The sequence below is a fragment of the Amycolatopsis sp. cmx-4-54 genome (assembly GCF_046548895.1).
GTDB lineage: Bacteria > Actinomycetota > Actinomycetes > Mycobacteriales > Pseudonocardiaceae > Amycolatopsis.
This window is the reverse complement of record NZ_JAEBEJ010000005.1, coordinates 545,955-563,742: the sequence shown is the minus strand read 5'-3', so window position 1 is coordinate 563,742 and position 17,788 is coordinate 545,955. Positions and strand designations below refer to the sequence as shown.

20 protein-coding genes are annotated in these 17,788 nt (G+C 68.0%); 8 read left to right on the top strand and 12 right to left on the bottom strand.

The annotated features are described in order from the left end of the window. Window positions 1-90: 90 nt before the first annotated feature. From ACLJQ7_RS19865 to ACLJQ7_RS19830, 8 genes are all read right to left on the bottom strand, one after another. Window positions 91-1,371, bottom strand: a complete 1,281-nt coding sequence (locus ACLJQ7_RS19865; protein WP_410649665.1) for an ATP-grasp domain-containing protein — start codon at window positions 1,369-1,371, stop codon at window positions 91-93. Next, a complete protein-coding gene (locus tag ACLJQ7_RS19860) occupies window positions 1,368-3,131 on the bottom strand; it encodes an ABC transporter substrate-binding protein (RefSeq protein ID WP_410649664.1) in 1,764 nt (587 codons plus the stop codon). The genes ACLJQ7_RS19865 and ACLJQ7_RS19860 overlap by 4 nt, the downstream gene beginning before the upstream one ends. A gap of 30 nt (window positions 3,132-3,161) precedes the next feature. Next, complete coding sequence (locus tag ACLJQ7_RS19855) at window positions 3,162-4,421, bottom strand: MFS transporter (protein ID WP_410649663.1); 1,260 nt, start codon at window positions 4,419-4,421, stop codon at window positions 3,162-3,164. Window positions 4,422-4,427: 6 nt separating this feature from the next. Then, window positions 4,428-6,047: a class I tRNA ligase family protein gene (locus ACLJQ7_RS19850; RefSeq protein ID WP_410649662.1), complete on the bottom strand. Its 1,620-nt coding sequence runs from the start codon at window positions 6,045-6,047 to the stop codon at window positions 4,428-4,430. 2 nt (window positions 6,048-6,049) lie between these two features. Then, window positions 6,050-6,415 carry a cupin domain-containing protein gene (locus ACLJQ7_RS19845; protein ID WP_410649661.1) on the bottom strand — a complete coding sequence of 122 codons (366 nt, stop codon included), beginning with the start codon at window positions 6,413-6,415 and terminating at the stop codon, window positions 6,050-6,052. 23 nt (window positions 6,416-6,438) lie between these two features. Next, complete coding sequence (locus ACLJQ7_RS19840) at window positions 6,439-7,752, bottom strand: lysine N(6)-hydroxylase/L-ornithine N(5)-oxygenase family protein (RefSeq protein ID WP_410649660.1); 1,314 nt, start codon at window positions 7,750-7,752, stop codon at window positions 6,439-6,441. Window positions 7,753-7,810: 58 nt separating this feature from the next. Next, entirely contained in the window at window positions 7,811-9,067 is a 1,257-nt protein-coding gene (locus ACLJQ7_RS19835) for an ATP-grasp domain-containing protein (protein WP_410649659.1), read from the bottom strand. A 104-nt stretch (window positions 9,068-9,171) separates the two neighbouring features. Then, complete coding sequence (locus tag ACLJQ7_RS19830) at window positions 9,172-9,657, bottom strand: winged helix-turn-helix transcriptional regulator (protein ID WP_410649658.1); 486 nt, start codon at window positions 9,655-9,657, stop codon at window positions 9,172-9,174. Between the two features lie 92 nt (window positions 9,658-9,749). Here ACLJQ7_RS19830 and ACLJQ7_RS19825 point away from each other — a divergent pair, with 92 nt between their 5' ends. Next, window positions 9,750-10,361, top strand: coding sequence for a dihydrofolate reductase family protein (locus ACLJQ7_RS19825; RefSeq protein ID WP_410649657.1), 612 nt, complete (start codon window positions 9,750-9,752; stop codon window positions 10,359-10,361). Here ACLJQ7_RS19825 and ACLJQ7_RS19820 read toward each other — a convergent pair. Next, window positions 10,358-10,765 carry a VOC family protein gene (locus ACLJQ7_RS19820; protein ID WP_125674580.1) on the bottom strand — a complete coding sequence of 136 codons (408 nt, stop codon included), beginning with the start codon at window positions 10,763-10,765 and terminating at the stop codon, window positions 10,358-10,360. The two genes, ACLJQ7_RS19825 and ACLJQ7_RS19820, sit on opposite strands and share 4 nt — an antisense overlap. 181 nt (window positions 10,766-10,946) lie before the next feature. Between ACLJQ7_RS19820 and ACLJQ7_RS19815 the strand changes: the two genes are divergently transcribed. From ACLJQ7_RS19815 to ACLJQ7_RS19805, 3 genes are all read left to right on the top strand, one after another. Continuing rightward, a complete protein-coding gene (locus ACLJQ7_RS19815) occupies window positions 10,947-11,528 on the top strand; it encodes a GNAT family N-acetyltransferase (protein WP_410649656.1) in 582 nt (193 codons plus the stop codon). 442 nt (window positions 11,529-11,970) lie between these two features. Continuing rightward, the gene (locus tag ACLJQ7_RS19810; protein WP_410649655.1) at window positions 11,971-12,450 is read left to right on the top strand and encodes a DUF2975 domain-containing protein; all 480 of its coding nucleotides are present in this window, start codon (window positions 11,971-11,973) and stop codon (window positions 12,448-12,450) included. Further along, complete coding sequence (locus tag ACLJQ7_RS19805; protein WP_125674584.1) at window positions 12,450-12,656, top strand: helix-turn-helix domain-containing protein; 207 nt, start codon at window positions 12,450-12,452, stop codon at window positions 12,654-12,656. The genes ACLJQ7_RS19810 and ACLJQ7_RS19805 overlap by 1 nt, the downstream gene beginning before the upstream one ends. A 50-nt stretch (window positions 12,657-12,706) precedes the next feature. Here ACLJQ7_RS19805 and ACLJQ7_RS19800 read toward each other — a convergent pair whose 3' ends face one another. Further along, window positions 12,707-14,020, bottom strand: coding sequence for a cytochrome P450 (locus ACLJQ7_RS19800; RefSeq protein WP_410649654.1), 1,314 nt, complete (start codon window positions 14,018-14,020; stop codon window positions 12,707-12,709). A gap of 70 nt (window positions 14,021-14,090) precedes the next feature. Here ACLJQ7_RS19800 and ACLJQ7_RS19795 point away from each other — a divergent pair, with 70 nt between their 5' ends. Next, window positions 14,091-14,711 (top strand): UdgX family uracil-DNA binding protein, encoded by a 621-nt coding sequence (locus tag ACLJQ7_RS19795; protein WP_410649822.1) that lies wholly within the window; start codon window positions 14,091-14,093, stop codon window positions 14,709-14,711. Window position 14,712: 1 nt separating this feature from the next. Here ACLJQ7_RS19795 and ACLJQ7_RS19790 read toward each other — a convergent pair whose 3' ends face one another. Further along, entirely contained in the window at window positions 14,713-14,904 is a 192-nt protein-coding gene (locus ACLJQ7_RS19790; RefSeq protein ID WP_410649653.1) for a hypothetical protein, read from the bottom strand. 61 nt (window positions 14,905-14,965) lie between these two features. Next, on the bottom strand, window positions 14,966-15,928 hold the full coding sequence (locus tag ACLJQ7_RS19785) for a TIGR03557 family F420-dependent LLM class oxidoreductase (RefSeq protein ID WP_410649652.1): 963 nt from the start codon (window positions 15,926-15,928) through the stop codon (window positions 14,966-14,968). Between the two features lie 111 nt (window positions 15,929-16,039). Between ACLJQ7_RS19785 and ACLJQ7_RS19780 the strand changes: the two genes are divergently transcribed. The 3 genes from ACLJQ7_RS19780 (at window position 16,040) to ACLJQ7_RS19770 (ending at window position 17,674) form a co-directional block, all read left to right on the top strand. Continuing rightward, on the top strand, window positions 16,040-16,372 hold the full coding sequence (locus tag ACLJQ7_RS19780) for a plasmid stabilization protein (protein ID WP_125674595.1): 333 nt from the start codon (window positions 16,040-16,042) through the stop codon (window positions 16,370-16,372). Window positions 16,373-16,436: 64 nt separating this feature from the next. Further along, window positions 16,437-16,889, top strand: a complete 453-nt coding sequence (locus ACLJQ7_RS19775; RefSeq protein WP_410649651.1) for an anti-sigma factor — start codon at window positions 16,437-16,439, stop codon at window positions 16,887-16,889. Beyond that, window positions 16,886-17,674, top strand: a complete 789-nt coding sequence (locus tag ACLJQ7_RS19770; RefSeq protein WP_410649650.1) for a SigB/SigF/SigG family RNA polymerase sigma factor — start codon at window positions 16,886-16,888, stop codon at window positions 17,672-17,674. The genes ACLJQ7_RS19775 and ACLJQ7_RS19770 overlap by 4 nt, the downstream gene beginning before the upstream one ends. Window positions 17,675-17,788: the final 114 nt, after the last annotated feature.

Genomic DNA, 17,788 nt, shown 5'->3' with positions numbered 1-17,788 from the left:
GGGGCCGCGTGGGCCGCAGCGGCGTGAGGCAAGCAGGGTCACGCGACACTGAACCGGCGGCCGGGAGTGTGGACTGGACGGCTTCGATGGTCATGGTGCGGCGTTCTCCCTCTCTCCTCGGTCCGGCCGCACGTCGATCTCGATCAGCGCGACCGCCTCTTCGGCCAGGCGCGACGCCTCCGCCGGGCTGTCCGCGGTCACCATCAGGTCGCCGACGCGGTCCCACGAACTGCGCAGGCCGTCGAACCGGTCACCCGCCGAAACCTCGACGTCGCACAGGAACACGCCCTCGGCCTGCGACGCCTTCTCCACGCCGCGCACGTCTTCGATCAGGCCGGGCTCGATCGAGAGGAACCGGACCGCGGCGCCGCCTTCGGCCTTGCGCGGCAACACGTCCGCGACCGGTTCGTCCTTCATGACCGAGAAGTAGGCGCGGTTCAGCTCCACCGGATAGGCGCGCTGGATCAGCTCGATGATGCCGTCGCCCGCGAACCGGCCGGCGCATTCGACCAGGTACGGGACGCCGTCCGAGACGATCCATTCGCAGTGGACGATCCCGGTGCGGAACCCGGCCGCGTCGGTGAGCCGGCGGGTCTCCTCGGTCAGCGTCGCGGTCAGCTCGTCCGGGATGTCGGCGGGGACGATATGCGCGAGCTCGATCGGGCGCGGCCCGGGGAACAGCCGTTTGCCGGTGACGTTGGCGAACAGCGGCTCGCCGTCCCGCAGCAGCATTTCGACGCTGTACTCGTCGCCCTCGACGAAGCTCTCGGCCAGCATCTTCAGCTCCATCGCGCGGTCCGGGACGAAGATCCCCTCGTCCTGCACGACGCAGTTCGCCCACGCCTGCTCGGCCTCGGCCGGGTCGGTGAGCACCTGCGTCCCCACCGAGGCCTGCCGGTTGGCCGGTTTGAGCACGGTCTTCCCCGGGTGCCGCGCCATGAACTCGCGGACCTGCTCCGGGCTTTCGACGCGTGCCGACGCCGGATTCGCGATTCCCGCCGCCCGGCTGACCAGGCGCAGCACCGCCTTGTCCCGCAGGATCTGCGCCGCGCCGAAACCCGCGCCCGGCAGGCCGTAGCGTTCCGCGAGCCGGGCCGCGAACGGGGTCGCGTACTCGGTCAGCGGCACGACGGCGGCCGGGTCGAGGTCGTGGTGGACGTGGTAGAACTCGTCCGCCTTGCCGGGCAGGTGGAACTCCCACTCGATCAGCTCGCGCACCAGCGCCGAACCGGCCACCGTCTTCCGTGCGCCGCGTTTGCGGACGACGTCGGGTTCTTCGACGAAGATGACCGAGCCGTCCGGCTGGAAGTCCTTGATGGACGAACCCAGCGCGGCGGCCACGAACCCGACCAGCACCACCGGGCGGGTCATGACTCAGCCTCCGCTGTGTTTTCGATGTAGTACCAGTTCTCGGGGTTGATCAAGCCGTACGGGTTGATCGGCGAGAACCCGCGCAGGTTGCCCGCGACCTCGAACAACCGTCGCGGGAACGTCGGCATGAAGATCACCGGCGCCTGCTCGGCGATGTACTCCTGGTACTCGTACAGCGCCTCGAGCGAGTCGGTGGTGACCGTCTTCGCGATCAGCTCGTCCGCCTTGGCGTCGCGCCAGTTGCTGAAGTTGCAGGCGGCGCCGCTCTGGAACAGGTTCTCCCCGGTCGGGTAGTTGTAGACCCAGCCGCCGCCCCAGCAGGACAGCTGCCACATCCGCTTCTCGCCGGGACCGTCCTCCGCCACCAGGACCGACCCCATCACCTCTTCGAGGCGGATCTCGATCCCGGCCTTGGCCGCGTCGTCGCGGAACTGCGCCATGAGCCGCGCCAGCGACGGCCTTCCTTCCCAGTAGCGCAGGGAGAAACTCAGCTCGGTGCCGGCCGGGATGCCCTCGCCCGCTTCACCGGGACCGGTGCCGGGGCGCACGCACACCGCGGGCGAGGCGCTGACGTCCCAGCCGTTGTCGGCGAGCAGCTGCCGCGCCTTCTCCAGGTCGAACGGCCAGAACCCGCCGCGCTCGGCGATCTTCGGCGAGACCAGATCGCTCTTGGGCAGCACCGGGATCGACCCCGTCTGGCTCCAGCCGTAACCCTGGTAGACCTCGCGGGCCCCGTACTCCTGGTCGAAACAGCTCTGGAGGGCTTGGCGGACGTACGGCTGCCTGATCAGGTTCCCGGCGACGGTCGGGTTGCTGAAGTTGACCGCCATGAAGTTGATGTTGAACAGGATCTGCGGCTCCAGCTGGAAACCGTCGCCCAGCGGGTTGGGCCCGCCCTTCGTCGGGTCGCCGTCCGGCTGGACGCCCATCCCCGGCGGCAGGAAGCCGACCTGGACGTCACCGGACTGCAGCAGCTCGTACTGCTGCTCGTCCGACGTCGTCGACACCTGGCGCAGCTCGTCGAGATGCGGCGGGTTCGGCCCGCTGTAGTGCTCGTTCGGGACGAAGGTGACGACACCTTCCTCGGTGTAGCTCTTGAGCCGCCACGGTCCGTTGACGACACTCCACACCGGACTCTCGGCCCAGCGCGTGCGGTGCGAGTTGTCCTCCTCGACGACGTCGCCGTTCTCCGCCATCAGGAATTCGTAGACCGCTTCGGCCTGGCCGATGTCGTGCGTCGCGTCGGCCGGGCCGTCCGCGGTGCGGTCCCACGCCTTCGGCATCGGCGTGATCATGGTCAGCTGGTTCAGCAGCACCCAGTTCTTCGAATACGCCTTGTCGAAGGTGAAACTCACCTTGTCATCGGCGACCTTTTCGAACGACACCAGGTTGTCCGGGAAGTAGCCCTCGGAGTACGCGCCGAACCTCGGCCCCTTCACCTTCAGCATGTTCATCCAGAAGATGACGTTGTCCGCGCGGACCGTCTCGCCGTTGGACCATTTCCACGGTTTGATCCGGACCGTGCAGGTGCGGCCGGTCTCGTCCCACACCGGCTCCTCGCCAACGCTGAGGTCCCAGTCGATCTCGGGCGCGCCGTCGCGGCCCAGCCAGTAGAGCGGCCGGTACATCAGCATCTGGAACTCGTACAGGCTCCGCACGCCGAAGCGTTCGCCCGGGGTGAAGGGGAAGATCACCGCGGGCGGGAACCCGGGCAGGCAGGCCCAGGTGGCGACGCCACCCTTGATCGGCTTGTCCGTCATGACTTTCGTTTCCTCCGCTCGTCGCCGCGCTCAGGCGGCGGTCGCCTCGAGAACCTCGGCCGGCTGCTTCTTCTCCTGCGCCGACAGCGGTTTCGCCAGACTGAAGTAGGTGCCGATCACGATCGCGCCCTGCAGGATCGCCAGCCCCCAGAAGGCGTAGGGCACCGCCGTCGCGTCCGCCAGTGAGGACAACACGACCGTCGCGCCGACGCCGAGACCGAGACCGACGGCCTGGGTGCCGCCGAAGATCCGGCCGACGCGGTCTTCCGGGCTGGCCCGCATCAGCAGCGTGCGGGCGGCGATCCTGCCCTGCGCGAAGCAGAACCCGGCGAACGGGATCGCCGCCATGAGCGCGATGTAGTGCAGCGGCTGGATCGCGAGGCAGATCAGGTTGCCGAGCGTGCCGAGCACGGCCAGATGGATCCCCTTGAACCGCTTGCTGACCTTGCCGTACGCGGCGGCGCCGACGATGAAGCCGACCCCGGCCAGCGCGTCGACCACACCGATCATCCACGCGCCCTGGTTGAAGGTCTGCAGGATCAACGTCGTCAGGATGACGTTGGCGACCATCAGGCCGATGTTGCCGTTGGCGTACAGCAGCGCGAGCCGCTTGATCGGCTGGCGCGCGGGGGCTTCGACCGGTGCCGACGAGTCGGTGACCGTGGTCTCTTCGGTCACCGGAGCCTTGGCGGGTTTGCGGCCGATCGCGTAGACCAGCACGGCCGACAGGACGAAGCTCAGCGAGTTGAACACGAACAGCGGCGTCGCGCCGAACCAGATCACCAGGAAGCCCGCGAGCGAAGACGCCAGCAGCATCCCGGAGTTGCTCGCCATTTCGAAGTGGGAGTTGAACTTCCCCAGCCGCTCGTCCCGGATCCGTTCCTTGATCAGGCCGTTGCTGGCGGGCATGAACAACGCCGCGGTGCAGGCGAGCATGAAGTTCGCTATGTAGGAGCCGAGGTTCGCCGGCCCGCCGATCCACAGCCACACCGGCAGCGCGAACGCGGTCATCGCGCTCACGAGGTCCGCCGCCACGCACAGCATCCGGCGGTCGACCTTGTCGACCAGCTTGCCGAACATGACCGCGAGCGCGACCTGCGGGATGGACACCGCGATGAACAGCCAGCCGACCGCCAGGGTGGTCTGTTCGGCGTGGAAGACCAGGATCGCGGCGGCGGTGATCTGGAACGCGTTGCCCGCCGTGGTGATGAATCCCGCCGGGACCAGCAAGCGTTCGGCAAGCCGGGAACTCCGGGCCGCGTCGGTGGAGAGGGTGCTGTCGAGTGACATGGGGGGTCAGACCTCGCTCGTCGGAGGGAATTCCAGTGGTGGCACGGTGAAGGCCGTGGTGTGCGTGACGTCGAAGGCGGCCGGGGTGATCCGGGGTTCGAATCCGCCTGCTTCGGCGGCACGCTCGGCGAGGTCGATCAGGATCGGCGAGGCGCAGCCGATCAGCGCCCGCAATTCGAGGAAGAGGTCGCCGAGCCGGGCGCGGAGCATCTCCTGGTCGAGATTGCCCTTCAGCGTGCGTTCCGTCGCCGCGCGCAGGCGCTCGACGTGCTGCACCACCAGATCGGCGGCACGGCTGAGGCTGAAGTCCTCGAGTTCGTAGTTCAGAGCGAACCGGGAGACCATCGCCGCGGCGCGTTCCGTGGCTTCGGTCGATACCGGGAGCGAGCCGTTCTCACCGCCGACCTCGGCCGTCAGTTTCGCCAGCGTCTCGGCGAGCTCGTTCCAGGGCGTGATCAGCCGCTCCCCCGCGACCTTCTCCAGCGCGGCGCGGGAGAAGTTGGTCCGCGCGAACTCGGGGGCGGTGAGGTTGAGGTGGAACCGCGCGATGTCGCGGGGAACCTCGGCCGCCAGCTCACGGGCCCAGACCACGTGGCCCTTGCTGGTGGAGAACTTCTCGTTCTCCAGTTCGTAGAACTCGTTGACGAGCAGGGTGTCCGGCAGGACGTAGCGGCCTTCGAGGGCGATCAGCTCGGCGACGTGGACGACTCCCCAGGTGAACAGCGGGTCGAACCCCATGAACACCACGACCCGCGCGTCGTTCTCCGCGAGCCAGGCGTCATCGTCGGCGGCCTTCGGCTTGCCGTTGCGCCGCAACGCGTACTCGGTGCAGTACATCGAGGCGGGCATCCCCTCGACCCAGGCGTTGAGCCGTTGTCCAGGGGTCTGGAGGAACGGCGCAGGCAGGCCCCATTTCACCGGATACGTGATCGCGAAGTCGGGCAACGGCCCGGACAGCAGTTCCCGCATCAGCCCGAGTACGTGCGGCCGCCACGCGGGTCCGCGTTCCTCGTAGTACGCGAGGAGTTGCTCGCGATACTCCGAGACCGGGAAGACCATGATCTCGGTCTCGCGGTAGGTCACCTCGTCGGCCGGGTCGAGCACCGAGTACGGCTCGATGAGCGCGTCGAAGTCGATCGGATGCCCGCAGCCCTCGCAGAATCCGCCGCGGCTGTCGGCGAGGCACGTCGGGCAGCCACCGCCGACGAATCCCTCGACCAGGAACTCGCCCTTGCTCTCACTGTAGGGCAGCCGCACCTTGCGCAGGCGGAGCTTTCCCTTGTCATACAGGCGTTTGACGTAGTCGTAGACCAGCGACTTGTAGCCTTCGTCGGTCGGTGAGAAACCGTCGACCTCGACACCCATCGCCTTGAAGGTGAGCTGGATGTTCTCGGTCGACTGCTTCACCAGTTCGGGCGGCGTCAGCCCGACGCGGGCCGCGCTGGTGACGAGGTAGGTCTGGCTGTCGTCGGTGCAGGAGGCGAACACGGCCTCGCGGCCCGCCGCGCGCAGGTACCGCCGGTGCACGTCGGCGCCGAGGTACGGGCCGGCGATATGCCCGATGTGCAGATCCCCGTTGGACGTCGGCGGGCCGCCGATGATCACCACCGGTCGCGTGTCGGCCATGCTCATGCCTCTTCCGCGTGCCGGGCGGCGAACTTCGCCGTCATGTCGGAGTCCCACCAGATCGCGTACATCTCGAAGTCCTCCGCGCCGTCGTTGAGGATGCGGTGCTCGGTACCGGGCTTGTGGAACTCGATGTCGCCGGGACGGAAGGCACGGCGCTCTCCCCCGGACTCGACGACCGCCTCACCGTCGACGGCGATGAAGATCTCGTACTCGTGGTGGGAATGCGCACCCGTCGCGCCGTGCGCCGGCACCGTCACCCAGGCGCCTTCGAACGGCGCGTTCAGCGCCGCCCACGGCAGGAGCCGCTGGCCGTAGGCGCCGTTCTCGAAGACCATCTTTTCCCGCTCAAGCGGACGGATCTCCATGACTTTCTCTTTCTTCTCGGTGGTCAGCGGGTGGCGACGATGGGGGCGGTTTCCGAGGTCGGCTGCGGTGGCACCGAAGGGTTTTCGCCGCGGTGGGCGAGGATGTCCTGCAGGATGTCGTTGGCCCGTGGGGCGAGGACGCTCAACAGCGAGTCCGCGATCCCGTGCGTGGCCTCGTTGACGCCCTGGAGGTACACGGCCGCGGTCGCGGGCTGGTCGATCTCCAGCCGGTAGTCGCGGGTCACCTTGATCTCCGACAGGCCGATCGACTTCGCGATCTCCTGGACCATCCTCGGCATCTCCGGGGAGAAACCGGTGCCGAGCAGCACGAGATCGGTGCGCAGTTCCTGGACTTCGCCGGTGCGCCGGTCGGTCAGCTCCAGCACGATCTCGTCGCCCTCGTCACGGGCGTCGGTGAGGTCGTTCATCGTGATCATCTTGAGCCGGGAACGGCCGGAAAGACGGTCAAGGTAGACGGAGCGGTAGAGCGCGTCCATCGTGCCCGGCGCCAGCCCGGAGTAGTTCGTGTGGTGCATCTCCTTGAGCATCTGCTCACGTGCTTCCGGGCGCGCCTCGAAGAACTTGTCCACATGGGACGGGAAGAACAGCTCATTGTTGAACTTGCTGCTCTCGTAGTAGTTCAGGCCGATCGAACGCATCACCATCGTCGGCCTGCATTCGGGCAGGTCGGCCTGCACCGAGCCGAACAGCTCCGCCGCGCTCTGCCCGGCGCCGATCACCGCGACACGGTACGGAAGATCCTTGCGCAGCTTCGCGATCCTCGGCAGGTACTGCGTGCTGTGGATGACGCGATCCTGGTTCACCGTCCGGAGCAGGTCGGGGATCCGCGCGTCCCGGCCGGCGCCGACCACCAGGTACCGGCTGCGGATGACCTCGCCGTCGGCGACGTGGGTGTCCCAGCCGGTGAGCGTGCCGTCCGTCCACACGGGAGTGATCTCACGGCACTCCCGGCCGCGCTGCAGGTCCACCAGGGACAGCGAGTCGGCCGTCCACTTGAGATAGTCGGCGAGTTCCACCCGGTACGGGACGAAGCTGCCCATGTTCACGAATTCGTTGAGCCGGTTCGTGGCGTGCAGGTAGTTCAGGAACGAGAAGCGGCTGCGCGGGTTGCGCAGGGTCACCAGGTCCTTGAGGAACGAGACCTGCGACAGCGCCTCCGGCAGGAGCATGCCCCGCTGCCAGGAGACCTCTTCGTCCCGTTCGAGCAGGACCGATTCGCGGGCCAGGCCGGGCGCGAGCTCTTCCAGTGCCACTGCGAGCGCCAGGTTGGACGGTCCTGCTCCGACTGCGAGCAGCTCGACATCACGGTTCGCCATTTGTTTGCTCCGCCATCGTTGAGAGTGCTGGGAAGGTGTGCTGCGGTGCCGGTGCGCGTCAGGCGCCGGCGGCCACCGAGGGCAACAGGGGATGCGCGGTCAACCGGACCTGGGCCATGGCCTTGTCCAGCACCGCTTCGCAGTCTTCGGGGTCGGTGCCCGCGCAGATCACGTACGCGTGCCGCGAGATGAACTCCGCCGGCGGCAGCCGCATCCGCGCACCCGGCTCGACGAGCACGTCGGCGGCGAGGATCCCGTTGTCGCGCAGGGAATCCGGGACCGACACGGACTCGACGACGCAATCCTGTTTCGGGTAGCCGAACCGCACGCCGACCCATCGGGGCTCGGCCTCGTGCGGGAGGTGCGGACGCATGCCGAGCGCGACGTCGACCGCGGCCGCCCCCGGGTCGACCCCGGTCGAGAACTTGGCGAGCCACGGGATCAGGTCCCCGCCGAGCCTGCCGTTGATCTCCACGATCACCGGTCCGCGTGCGGTGAGCTTGAGCTCGGTGTGCGTGATGCCGTACCGGAAGTCGATCGCGCTGTGCGCGCGGGCCAGCGTCGAGCGCAGGGCCGGGTCGGCGAGCAGTTCGTCCGCGGAGCTGACCAGGTGGCCGAGCTCCTCGAAGTACGGGTGCATACCGACCGTCTTGTGTGCCACGAACATCGGCGTGTACTCGCCGTCCACGACGGCGCCGTCCACACTGATCTCCGGGCCCGCCAGGTACTCCTCGACCAGCGCCCCGCCCTGGTAGGCGGGAGAGCCGCCGAAGCTGGCGTCCTCCGCGGTACGGAACGCCTTCCGCACCGCCTCGGCGTCTTCCGCGAGGCTGACGCCGATGCTGGCCCCACCCCCGCGCGGCTTGACGACGACCGGGTACCCGATCCGTTCGGCCACGCGGACGGCCTGGTCGTCGTCGTGCACGAAGCCGAAATCGGGCTGCGCGACACCGGCCGCGGTCAGCGTCCGGCGGCTGAACCACTTGTCACGGCAGCCTTCGATCGCGGAGATCCCGGCGCCCGGCACCCCGAGTTCGTCCGCGACATGCGCCGCCGCCACGATCAGCGCCTCGTCCCAGGACACCACGCCGAGCACCGGCGTGGTCGCGTTCAGCGCCCGGGCCGCGGCCAGCACGGCGTCCTGGTCCTGTGTGTCCAGCACCGTGGCGCCGGTGATGTAGCGCTCCTGCCACGTCGGCTCGGTCCCGGTGAACAGCCACAAGGGATGCCGGTGCCCGGCCGACGCCAACAGGTACTCCCGGTATGGCCGCATCCCGCAGCCGATCACCAGGACAACACCTTCCGCTGAGCTCATTCCCTCTCCCCACCAGCCCGTCGCTCCGTCGCGGGCTACTACATCCCGGGGGCGGGTTGACCGGAACCCTTGATTCGGGAAGAACAATCAACGAGGGCGCGGCTTCAGAGGGCGGCCTCGTAAGCGGCGGCGAGGCGCTGCAGCACGCCGGGGCCGTCCTTCTCCGGTGCCGGCTCGCCGAGGTGGACGACCCGCAGTTCGGCCATGAACTCCGACCACAGTTCCGGCCCGCCCGCGGCGAGCAGTTCGGCCCGAACCCGCAGGCGCTTCGTTGTCGGACGATGCTCGAGACCCCAGGAACCGAGGTGCGCGAACACCGGCACCAGCTGGATCGACGCCTCGGTCAGGCTGTACGCGGCCCGTTTGCCGGGCCCTGCGTCCTCGCGAGTCAGCAGACCTGCCTTGACCAGCCGCTTCAACCGGTCGGAGAGGATGTTGGACGCGATCCCCTCTTCGGATCCGGCGAGCAGCTCCCGGAAGTAGCGCCGGGTGCCGAACATGATGTCCCTCAGCACGAGCAGGCTCCAGCTGTCGCCGAACGCCTCGACCGCGGCGTTGATCGGGCAGCCGGAACGGGCGGGTTCCGCCATCCCTTCACCTCCGCAGAAGTGGTTGCAATCTACCATCGCTCACTTTATCGTGAACCAACCGGTTGCAGAACGCAATCACTAGGAGGCCAGGGATGTTCGCACCACAGACCGCGGACGGGAAAGTGCTGTGGCACTTCACGATGTCCCTCGACGGCTTCGTCGCGGGTCCAGGCCACGGCATGGACTGGATGACCGGCATCACTTCCCGGCCGGACCTGATCGACGAATACGCCACGACCACCGGCGCCGTCCTCGGCGGCCGCGACGGCTGGGACGCCTACCCCGACCCGAGCGGTATCTATGGCGGCGCTTGGACAGGACCGCTGTTCGTCCTGACCCACCACCCCGAAGACGCCACCCCCACGGACGGGGTGACGTTCCTGAACTGCGGCGCGGCCGAAGCCGTCCGGATCGGACTGGAGGCGGCGAACGGGAAGAACCTCGAAGTGTTCTCGCCGGACATCGGCCGCCAGCTGCTCGCGCTCGGGTTGATCGACGAGATCGACCTGCACATCGCGCCGGTCCTGCTCGGCGACGGCATCCGGCTGTACGACGACCCCGGCGGGGCGCCGATCCACCTCCGCGGACTCGGCCGGGAAGATCCGCGGGGCGTGCTCGACGTCCGGTTCCGGCCCGCACCGGTCGTGAGTGATTCGGGTCGTTCTAACGACCAGAATCACTCACGACCGGGCGCGAGTCCCTAGGACAGAACGACGTTCACCATCCACGAGATGCCGAACCTGTCGATGCACGCGCCGAATTCGTCGCCCCACATCTGCTTTTCGAGGGGAACCGAAACGGTGCCGTCGGCGGAGAGCTTCTCCCAATATCCGCGCAATTCCTCGCCGTCGTCGCCACTGAGGCTGATCGACACGTTGGTGCCCGGATTGTGCTCCATTCCCGGCGGCGTGTCCGACGCCATGATCGTGTAGCCGCTCGGGGAATCGAGCTGGCTGTGCATGATCTGGTCCTCCGCCGGCGTTCCGGCCATACCGGACTCACCGAACGTATTCAGCGTCAGTTCTCCGCCGAACACCGACTTGTAGAACTCCATGGCCTGCCGGGCATCGCCGGCGAAGCTGAGGTACGGATTGAGACGGGAAGCCACTGGAACGCTCCTTCTGGTCGGGTCACGAGCATCCTGGCAGACGCCTCCCGGCACGACAATGGCCGGACTACCGCCGGGTGAATTCCTTCGCACACCAAAAATTCAACGCCGTTCACCGAATGCGGTGAGCGATTTACCGAATACGCTCGACCAGCCGTCGAGCGCCGCTTTAGGGTCCCGTATGCCCTCGTTCCAGATCCACCCCGCGACGGCCGGCCGGTTCGGCGACGTCGCGACGATCCTCAATCCGAACGGGAACGACCGCGCCTGCTGGTGTCTCGCCTACCGCACGAACCCCGCGGACTACAGCCGACTACGCGGCGACGAACGCGCCGAGCACGTCCGCGGCCTGTGCGCGGCCGACCCGGCGCCCGGCGTCCTCGCCTACGACGGCACCACGCCGGTCGGTTGGTGCGGCGTCGGACCGCGCGCGCAGCTGCATCGCATGACGCGTTCCCGCACGATGCCGCCGATCGACGACGTTCCGGTGTGGACGGTCATCTGTTTCGTCGTCCGGTCCGGCCATCGCCGCAAGGGCGTGGCACACGCGCTGCTGGACGGCGCGGTCTCCTACGCCCGGTCGCACGGCGCGCCCGTCATCGAGGGCCACCCCCGTCGATCCCGGATCAACTCCTCCGCGGCACACGTCGGGACCATCGGGCTGTTCGCCGCCGCGGGGTTCGCACTCGTCGACGAGACCAAGGCGCGCTCGGACCGGAAGCCGCGGTGGCTGATGCGGCTCGATCTGCGCACCGGCTCCTGAGCCCTCCGGTGCACCGGCACACACCTGACCTCTGCGAGGGGTGTCCCTGGGGAGTTGCGAAAGCCACTTTCGCAACGTTGAAGGTTGCGAAAGTGGCTTTCACAACCCTTTCAAGACACACCCCACCACCGTGACCCGCCCCCACACCAAATGCGACGACCCACCAGGCCAGCCACGTTGCCAAAGCCACTTTCGCAACCCCTCCCAACACACCCCACCAATCGCGACCCGAAAGGCCCCGACCCCACACCAGAAGCGACGACCAACCAGGCCAGCCACGTTGCGAAAGCCACTTTCGCAACGTTGAGGGTTGCGAAAGTGGCTTTCGCAACCCCCTCTCAAGACACACCCGACCACCGCGCCCACCGACCCCAACCCCACCCACATCGACAACCGAGAACTACCGATTGACTTTCGATAGATAACGCGCGAAACTCGATGCATGATCACAGGTCAACGGGCGGTCGCGCCTCTCCGAGTGTTCCTCGTGCTGCTGTTCGGGGTCCTCGTCCTCTTCCAGACCATGTCCCTGCCGGGGCAGTTCGCGCATATGGCGCGGCAGGACCCCGAAATGGCGTACCTGCGCTGGCCCGCGACGGCGGTCTCCATCTTCTGGGTGCTGTGCGTCCAGGTCGTGGTCATCGCCACCTGGCATCTGCTCACGCTGGTCAAGAAGGACCGGATCTTCACCGAGGCGTCCCTCGGGTGGGTGGACGCCATCGTGTGGGCGATCCTCGCTGGCTGGGTGGTGCTGGCGGGCGTGTTCCTCTACGTCGGCTTCAACGCCGAAGACCCGGGCCTGCCACTGCTGTTGTTCCTGGCGTTGGTCGGTGTCGCCGTGCTGGGCCTGCTCATGGTCGTGATACGCACGCTGCTGCGGCAGGCCACCACCCTGCGGTCGGACCTGGAACAGGTGATCTGATGCCGATCGTCGTCCGCATCGACGTCGAACTGGCCAAACGCAAGATGAGTGTCGGCGAATTCGCCGAACTCGTCGGGCTCACTCCGGCGAACGTGGCGGTGTTGAAGAACGGCCGCGCCAAGGCCGTCCGGTTCAGCACTCTCGAAGCGATGTGCCGGGTGCTCGAATGCCAGCCCGGTGACCTGCTCGAATGGGTCGACGACTAGGCGCTGTCCTTTCGCGCCCAGACGGCCCATCGAACAGAATTACCGGACGCCTAGACCACCGAGAACTTCAGGTGGAAGTTGTCGAGCGTCGCGGGCAGCGGCCGCTCCGGTCCGAGAACGGCACCGGAGACCAGCTCCAAGCGCCGATCCCTGATCAAATGCGCCAGCATCGTGCTCGCGCAGAACAGGACGAGGTCCCGCCCCGGGCAGACGGCCGGCCCGGCGCTGAACGGGACGAGCGCCGGGTTGGCCGCCGCGCTGCCGTCCAGCCAGATCCCGGGTTCGAACCGGTCGGCGTAGGGCAGGGACTCGGGGTCGCGGTGGAAGAACGGGGTGAAGATCAGCACCGTGGTCCCCGCGGGTCCCCACGCGGTCTCGGCCGTGCTCTCGCGCAGCAGCGCGGGCGTGGTCGGCCACAGCCGGACGGATTCGAGGGCGCAGGCGCGCAGATACGCGAATTGGCCGGGCGCGGCCAGGTCGGCCGCCGCGACCTCCTCGTCGGCACGTTCCCGTGCGGCGGGGTGGGTGGCCAGCAGCGCGAGCGCGCGGAAGGTGACGATCCCGGCGGCGTCGAACGCGAAGAGCCAGTGGGCGACCTGGTCGGCGACGACCTCCATCGTCCGTTCGCCCGACGGGCCCGCCGACGCGATGGCTTCGGCGAGGCTCCCCGGCTCCGCCCGTTCCAGGTGGCCGATGAGCCGGGTGCGGAACTGATCGTGGAGACGGTCGCGCCGAGGATGCGCATACGCCCAGTTCGCGTCCTTCCGCAGGCGGGCGAGCGCGTCGGTGAGGCCGTCGTCGCCCGCCGCGGACTCGCCGAGCGTGACCCGGCGGACCATCCGCCACCAGGCCACGTTGAAGGTGTCCCAATACAGCGTGCCGCCGTCCCAGAGCGACGCCGCCTCCTCAGCGATCGCCGCGGCGAAGGGCGCGGCGAGATCGTGCAGCGGCTTCCCCGGTTCGAGGACGTCCTCGTTGAACCGGCGGCGCGGCGCGCGCTCCACCGCGTCCGAGATCAGCACGCCGTGCGGCTGGAAATGTCCCAGCGCCGCCCGCTTCTCCTTGGTCGACGGGCTGAACGGGACCGGCGCGGCGGCCAGCACGTCGCCGACGTCCTGCCCGGACAGCGCCAGATCGATCGTGCGGCCGGGCACGCGCAGCCGCAGCGGGCCAGGGCCGTAGTGAGACCGGAGCCGTCCCAGCAGTCGCACGGCGGCTCGGTCGAACTGGAGCTTCTGTGCCGCCGCCATCCCCAGCGGGCGCCGCTTGATCACCCCGCCGGCGAGGGTGGGCAGGACCACCCGCAGCGCGACACGCACGGTGTCCTGGACGGAAGCGGTGGCCGGTTCGGTCGGAGTCGCCATGCCGAGAGCTACCCGCCGCGACGCGCGCACAACCGGTTTGTCCCACGTCCGGGTGGGGAATCCGGCGGCCATGGCGACCAAGGCACCCGGCGCGGATCCGCCCGAAACCGCGGATCTGGACAAGCTTCGTTCGGCGGCGTCCAGCTGCCGCGGCTGCGATCTCTACCGCGACGCCACCCAGACTGTCTTCGGCGAAGGATCCCGCAAGGCGGAGATCATGGTGGTCGGTGAGCAACCCGGCGATCAGGAGGACCGGCAAGGTGCCCCGTTCGTCGGGCCCGCCGGGAGACTGCTCGACCGCGCCCTCGAAGAAGCCGGTTTCGACCGCCGGAAGATCTACGTCACCAACGCGGTCAAACATTTCAAGTTCAAGCGGGACGAACGTGGCAAACGGCGGATCCACAAGACGCCGTCCAAGACCGAGGTCGTCGCCTGCCGTCCCTGGCTGCACGCCGAACTGGCGGCGGTCCACCCGGAGTTGCTGATCTTCCTCGGCGCCACCGCGGCGAAGGCGCTGATGGGCGATGACTTCCGCATCACCCGGAGCCGTGGCGAGCGGATCGACCTCGCCGAGTTCGCGACCACCGCGGTCGCCACGGTTCATCCGTCCGCGGTGCTGCGCGCGCCGGATCGCGACGAGGCCTACCGGGCCTTCGTCGCGGATCTCGTGGCGGCGCGCGGCGGTCGCTGAATCAGGCCACTTCGGAGCTGCGGCCTCTGTCGTGCAGGCCGAGCATGTCCAGCAGGGTCGCGCAGTCTTCGGCGCTCGCCGCCCGCGAAGCCACGGTGAGGGCCGCCTTACGCCGGATCGCCTCCTGCTCCGGTGTGTCCTGGCCTTCCGAGAGCAGGTCCGGGACGGGATGAAGGCTGAGCTCATTGCTCATCTGTTTCCCCTTGGTCGAAGGATGTGTCGCTGTGATGCCCGCGGGTTCGAACACAGGTGAATCAGCTCCGCAGCGCCGGGAGCAGCGTGTCCTCGGCGAAGCGGAGGAAGCCTTCCTGCTGGTCACCGCCGATTTGGATCAGGGCGAGGTCGGTGAACCCCGCCGCCTCGAACTCGCCGGCCTGCTTCACGATCCGGTCGACGTCGGGACCGCACGGAATCGCCTCGGCGACGTCCTCCGGTTTGACGTACTGGGTGGCCCCCGCGAATCCCGCGGGCCCCGGCAGTTCGGCGTTGACCTTCCAGCCGCCGCCGAACCAGCGGAACTGCTCGTGCGCCCGCCGGATCGCCGCGTCGCGATCCTCACCCCAGGACACCGGCAGCTGGGCGATCTTCCTGCTGGGCGGGCCGAGTTTGGTGGCGTCCCACTCGCGGCACAGCGACTCGTCGGGCTCCACCGCGATCATCGCGTCGGCGGTCGGCGCGAACCGGGTCACCGACTGTGAACCGGACACCGCGACCGCGATCGGGACCCGCTGCTCCGGCAGGTCCCAGAGTTTCGCGGAGTCCACCCGGAAGTGGTCACCCTTGTAGTTGAAGTAGCCGCCGTCGAATAGGCCGCCGATGATCTGGACCGCTTCGGCGAGCATTTCGTGCCGGACGTTCGCCGGCGGCCAGCCGCGCCCGACGACGTGTTCGTTGAGGTTCTCCCCCGCGCCGAGGCCGAGGGTGAATCTGCCGTCCGACAGCGCCTGGACGGTCGCCGCCTTCTGCGCCACCACCGCCGGGTGATAACGCATGGTCGGGCACGTCACGAAGGTCATCAGTTCGACCCGTTCGGTGCTCTGGGTGACCGCTCCCAGGACGCTCCACGCGTACGGGGAATGGCCCTGCTCGTCCAGCCAAGGCGAAAAGTGGTCGCTCATGACCTCGAAGTCGAAACCCGCCTTCTCCGCTCCGGCGGCATATCCCACCAGGTCTTTCGGGCCGGTCTGTTCGGTCATGAGGGTGTAGCCGATACGCATAGAAGCCTCCTTCGCGTCCGACCCCCGCGTACCCGCCCGTCGCCGCGATCAACCGGACGTTTATCCGGCGAATCGATCGGGGTACCCGACCGGGGAAAGGAAGGAGCCGCGATGCCGCAGCAGGCTTGGAGCGACAAACGAGAACGTCAGTACGAACACATCAAGGACTCGGCGAAGGATCGGGGCGCGAGCACCGACCGGGCCGAGGAGATCGCCGCCCGCACGGTCAACAAGAACCGCGCGCAGGCGGGCGAGTCACGCGAGGCCAGCCGTACGTCCCTCCAGGACATGTCACCTCAGCGGCGGGGTGGCAAGCGGTCGGGGAACCGGTTGGGCCCGAACGGCCCGACCAAGGACCAGCTCTACAACGAAGCGAAACAGCGCAACGTCGAGGGCAGGTCGAAGATGTCCAAAAAGGAGCTTCAGCGAGCCCTGGGCCGTTGATCACGCGTCACGCGGCGGAGCACCGCCGCGGTCACCCCACGGCCACGGACGGATGGGTTTCGTAATGGATGCACACGGACGGGGCGGCCTCACCCCGCAGACCCGGTCTCAGTCGGACGGTCTGTCCGACCGGGTCGAACTCCGCCTTCCCGCCGAGGCGGAGCAGATCCCTCTCGTCCGCACGCTCACCCATGGTGTGGTGGCGCGTGCGGACTTCGGCTTGGACGCCATTTCAGACGCGAAGATGGCCGTCGACGAAGCCTGTTCCCAACTTGTCCAGCCCGCTGAACTGGGAGCCGTTCTTTTTTGCGTCTTTCACGAGATACCCGAAGGAATCGCCGTCTCGATCTCGACGCGGACGAGCAGGCCCTACCTGCCGAGCGAGACGACGTTCGGCTGGCACGTCCTGACGACGTTGACCCACTCGGTGCGAGCGAGGTGCGAACCGATTCCCGGCGAAACAGGGGGCACGACGACGATCGACCTCGTCTTGGCGCCGGGAACGAGCGACGGGTGAGTGGCGAGCGCAAGACACTCACCCGGCAGGCGGACGACTACGCCCAGTGCGAACCGCTTTTCGCGGAGATGGCCTCCCTGCCCGAGGATTCCCCGCGTCGCCGTGACCTGCGCGCCCGCCTCGTCACCGAACTGCTGCCGCTCGCCGAGCACATCGCCACCAGATTCTCCGGACGGGGTGAGCCCCGCGAAGACCTGGTCCAGGTGGCGCGCATCGGCCTGATCAACGCGGTCGACCGGTTCGACCCTGGCCGTGGGCACGACTTCCTGTCGTTCGCCGTGCCCACGATCATGGGCGAGGTCCGGCGGCATTTCCGGGACACCGGCTGGTCGGTCCGGGTGCCGAGGCGGCTCAAGGAACTACACGTCTCACTCAGCCAGGGAACGGCCGCGTTGGCCCAGCGGCTCGGCCGCGCGCCGACTCCGACCGAACTCGCCGAGTACCTCGGGCTCGAGGTCAACGACGTGCGGGAAGGGCTGCTCGCCGGCCAGGCGTACCAGACGTTGTCGGTCGACAAGCCGGTCCACGACAACGCCACCGAGGCTCTCTCGCTCGCCGACACGATCGGCGAGGAAGACCACGAGATGGCGCTGGTCGAGAACCACGAGGCACTGCAACCGCTGCTGCGGGAACTCCCCAAACGGGAACGCGCGATCCTCGTGATGCGCTTCTTCGGGGGTTACACCCAGACGCAGATCGCGGAACGGATCGGCATCTCGCAGATGCACGTTTCGCGACTTCTCTCGCAGACGCTGGACCAGCTGCGCGGGAAGCTCTCCGAGTAAGAAGGTTCCTTGCGTTCGAGCCGGTGCCCGGCCGGCGGACGTTGTGAAAGCCACTTTCGCAACCTTGAAGGTTGCGAAAGTGGCTTTCGCAACGCCGGGCCAGGGACACCCGGA

Bases quoted from the DNA above. Each gene is read 5' to 3' on its own strand.
- ACLJQ7_RS19815 (WP_410649656.1), top strand. From the start codon at position 10,947: ATGCCCTCGTTCCAGATCCACCCCGCGACGGCCGGCCGGTTCGGCGAC.
- ACLJQ7_RS19795 (WP_410649822.1), top strand. From the start codon at position 14,091: ATGGCGACCAAGGCACCCGGCGCGGATCCGCCCGAAACCGCGGATCTG.
- ACLJQ7_RS19840 (WP_410649660.1), bottom strand. From the start codon at position 7,752: ATGGCGAACCGTGATGTCGAGCTGCTCGCAGTCGGAGCAGGACCGTCC.
- ACLJQ7_RS19860 (WP_410649664.1), bottom strand. From the start codon at position 3,131: ATGACGGACAAGCCGATCAAGGGTGGCGTCGCCACCTGGGCCTGCCTG.
- ACLJQ7_RS19805 (WP_125674584.1), top strand. From the start codon at position 12,450: ATGCCGATCGTCGTCCGCATCGACGTCGAACTGGCCAAACGCAAGATG.
- ACLJQ7_RS19845 (WP_410649661.1), bottom strand. From the start codon at position 6,415: ATGGAGATCCGTCCGCTTGAGCGGGAAAAGATGGTCTTCGAGAACGGC.
- ACLJQ7_RS19800 (WP_410649654.1), bottom strand. From the start codon at position 14,020: ATGGCGACTCCGACCGAACCGGCCACCGCTTCCGTCCAGGACACCGTG.
- ACLJQ7_RS19790 (WP_410649653.1), bottom strand. From the start codon at position 14,904: ATGAGCAATGAGCTCAGCCTTCATCCCGTCCCGGACCTGCTCTCGGAA.
- ACLJQ7_RS19810 (WP_410649655.1), top strand. From the start codon at position 11,971: ATGATCACAGGTCAACGGGCGGTCGCGCCTCTCCGAGTGTTCCTCGTG.
- ACLJQ7_RS19780 (WP_125674595.1), top strand. From the start codon at position 16,040: ATGCCGCAGCAGGCTTGGAGCGACAAACGAGAACGTCAGTACGAACAC.
- ACLJQ7_RS19825 (WP_410649657.1), top strand. From the start codon at position 9,750: ATGTTCGCACCACAGACCGCGGACGGGAAAGTGCTGTGGCACTTCACG.
- ACLJQ7_RS19850 (WP_410649662.1), bottom strand. From the start codon at position 6,047: ATGGCCGACACGCGACCGGTGGTGATCATCGGCGGCCCGCCGACGTCC.
- ACLJQ7_RS19775 (WP_410649651.1), top strand. From the start codon at position 16,437: ATGGATGCACACGGACGGGGCGGCCTCACCCCGCAGACCCGGTCTCAG.
- ACLJQ7_RS19785 (WP_410649652.1), bottom strand. From the start codon at position 15,928: ATGCGTATCGGCTACACCCTCATGACCGAACAGACCGGCCCGAAAGAC.
- ACLJQ7_RS19830 (WP_410649658.1), bottom strand. From the start codon at position 9,657: ATGGCGGAACCCGCCCGTTCCGGCTGCCCGATCAACGCCGCGGTCGAG.
- ACLJQ7_RS19835 (WP_410649659.1), bottom strand. From the start codon at position 9,067: ATGAGCTCAGCGGAAGGTGTTGTCCTGGTGATCGGCTGCGGGATGCGG.
- ACLJQ7_RS19855 (WP_410649663.1), bottom strand. From the start codon at position 4,421: ATGTCACTCGACAGCACCCTCTCCACCGACGCGGCCCGGAGTTCCCGG.
- ACLJQ7_RS19865 (WP_410649665.1), bottom strand. From the start codon at position 1,371: ATGACCCGCCCGGTGGTGCTGGTCGGGTTCGTGGCCGCCGCGCTGGGT.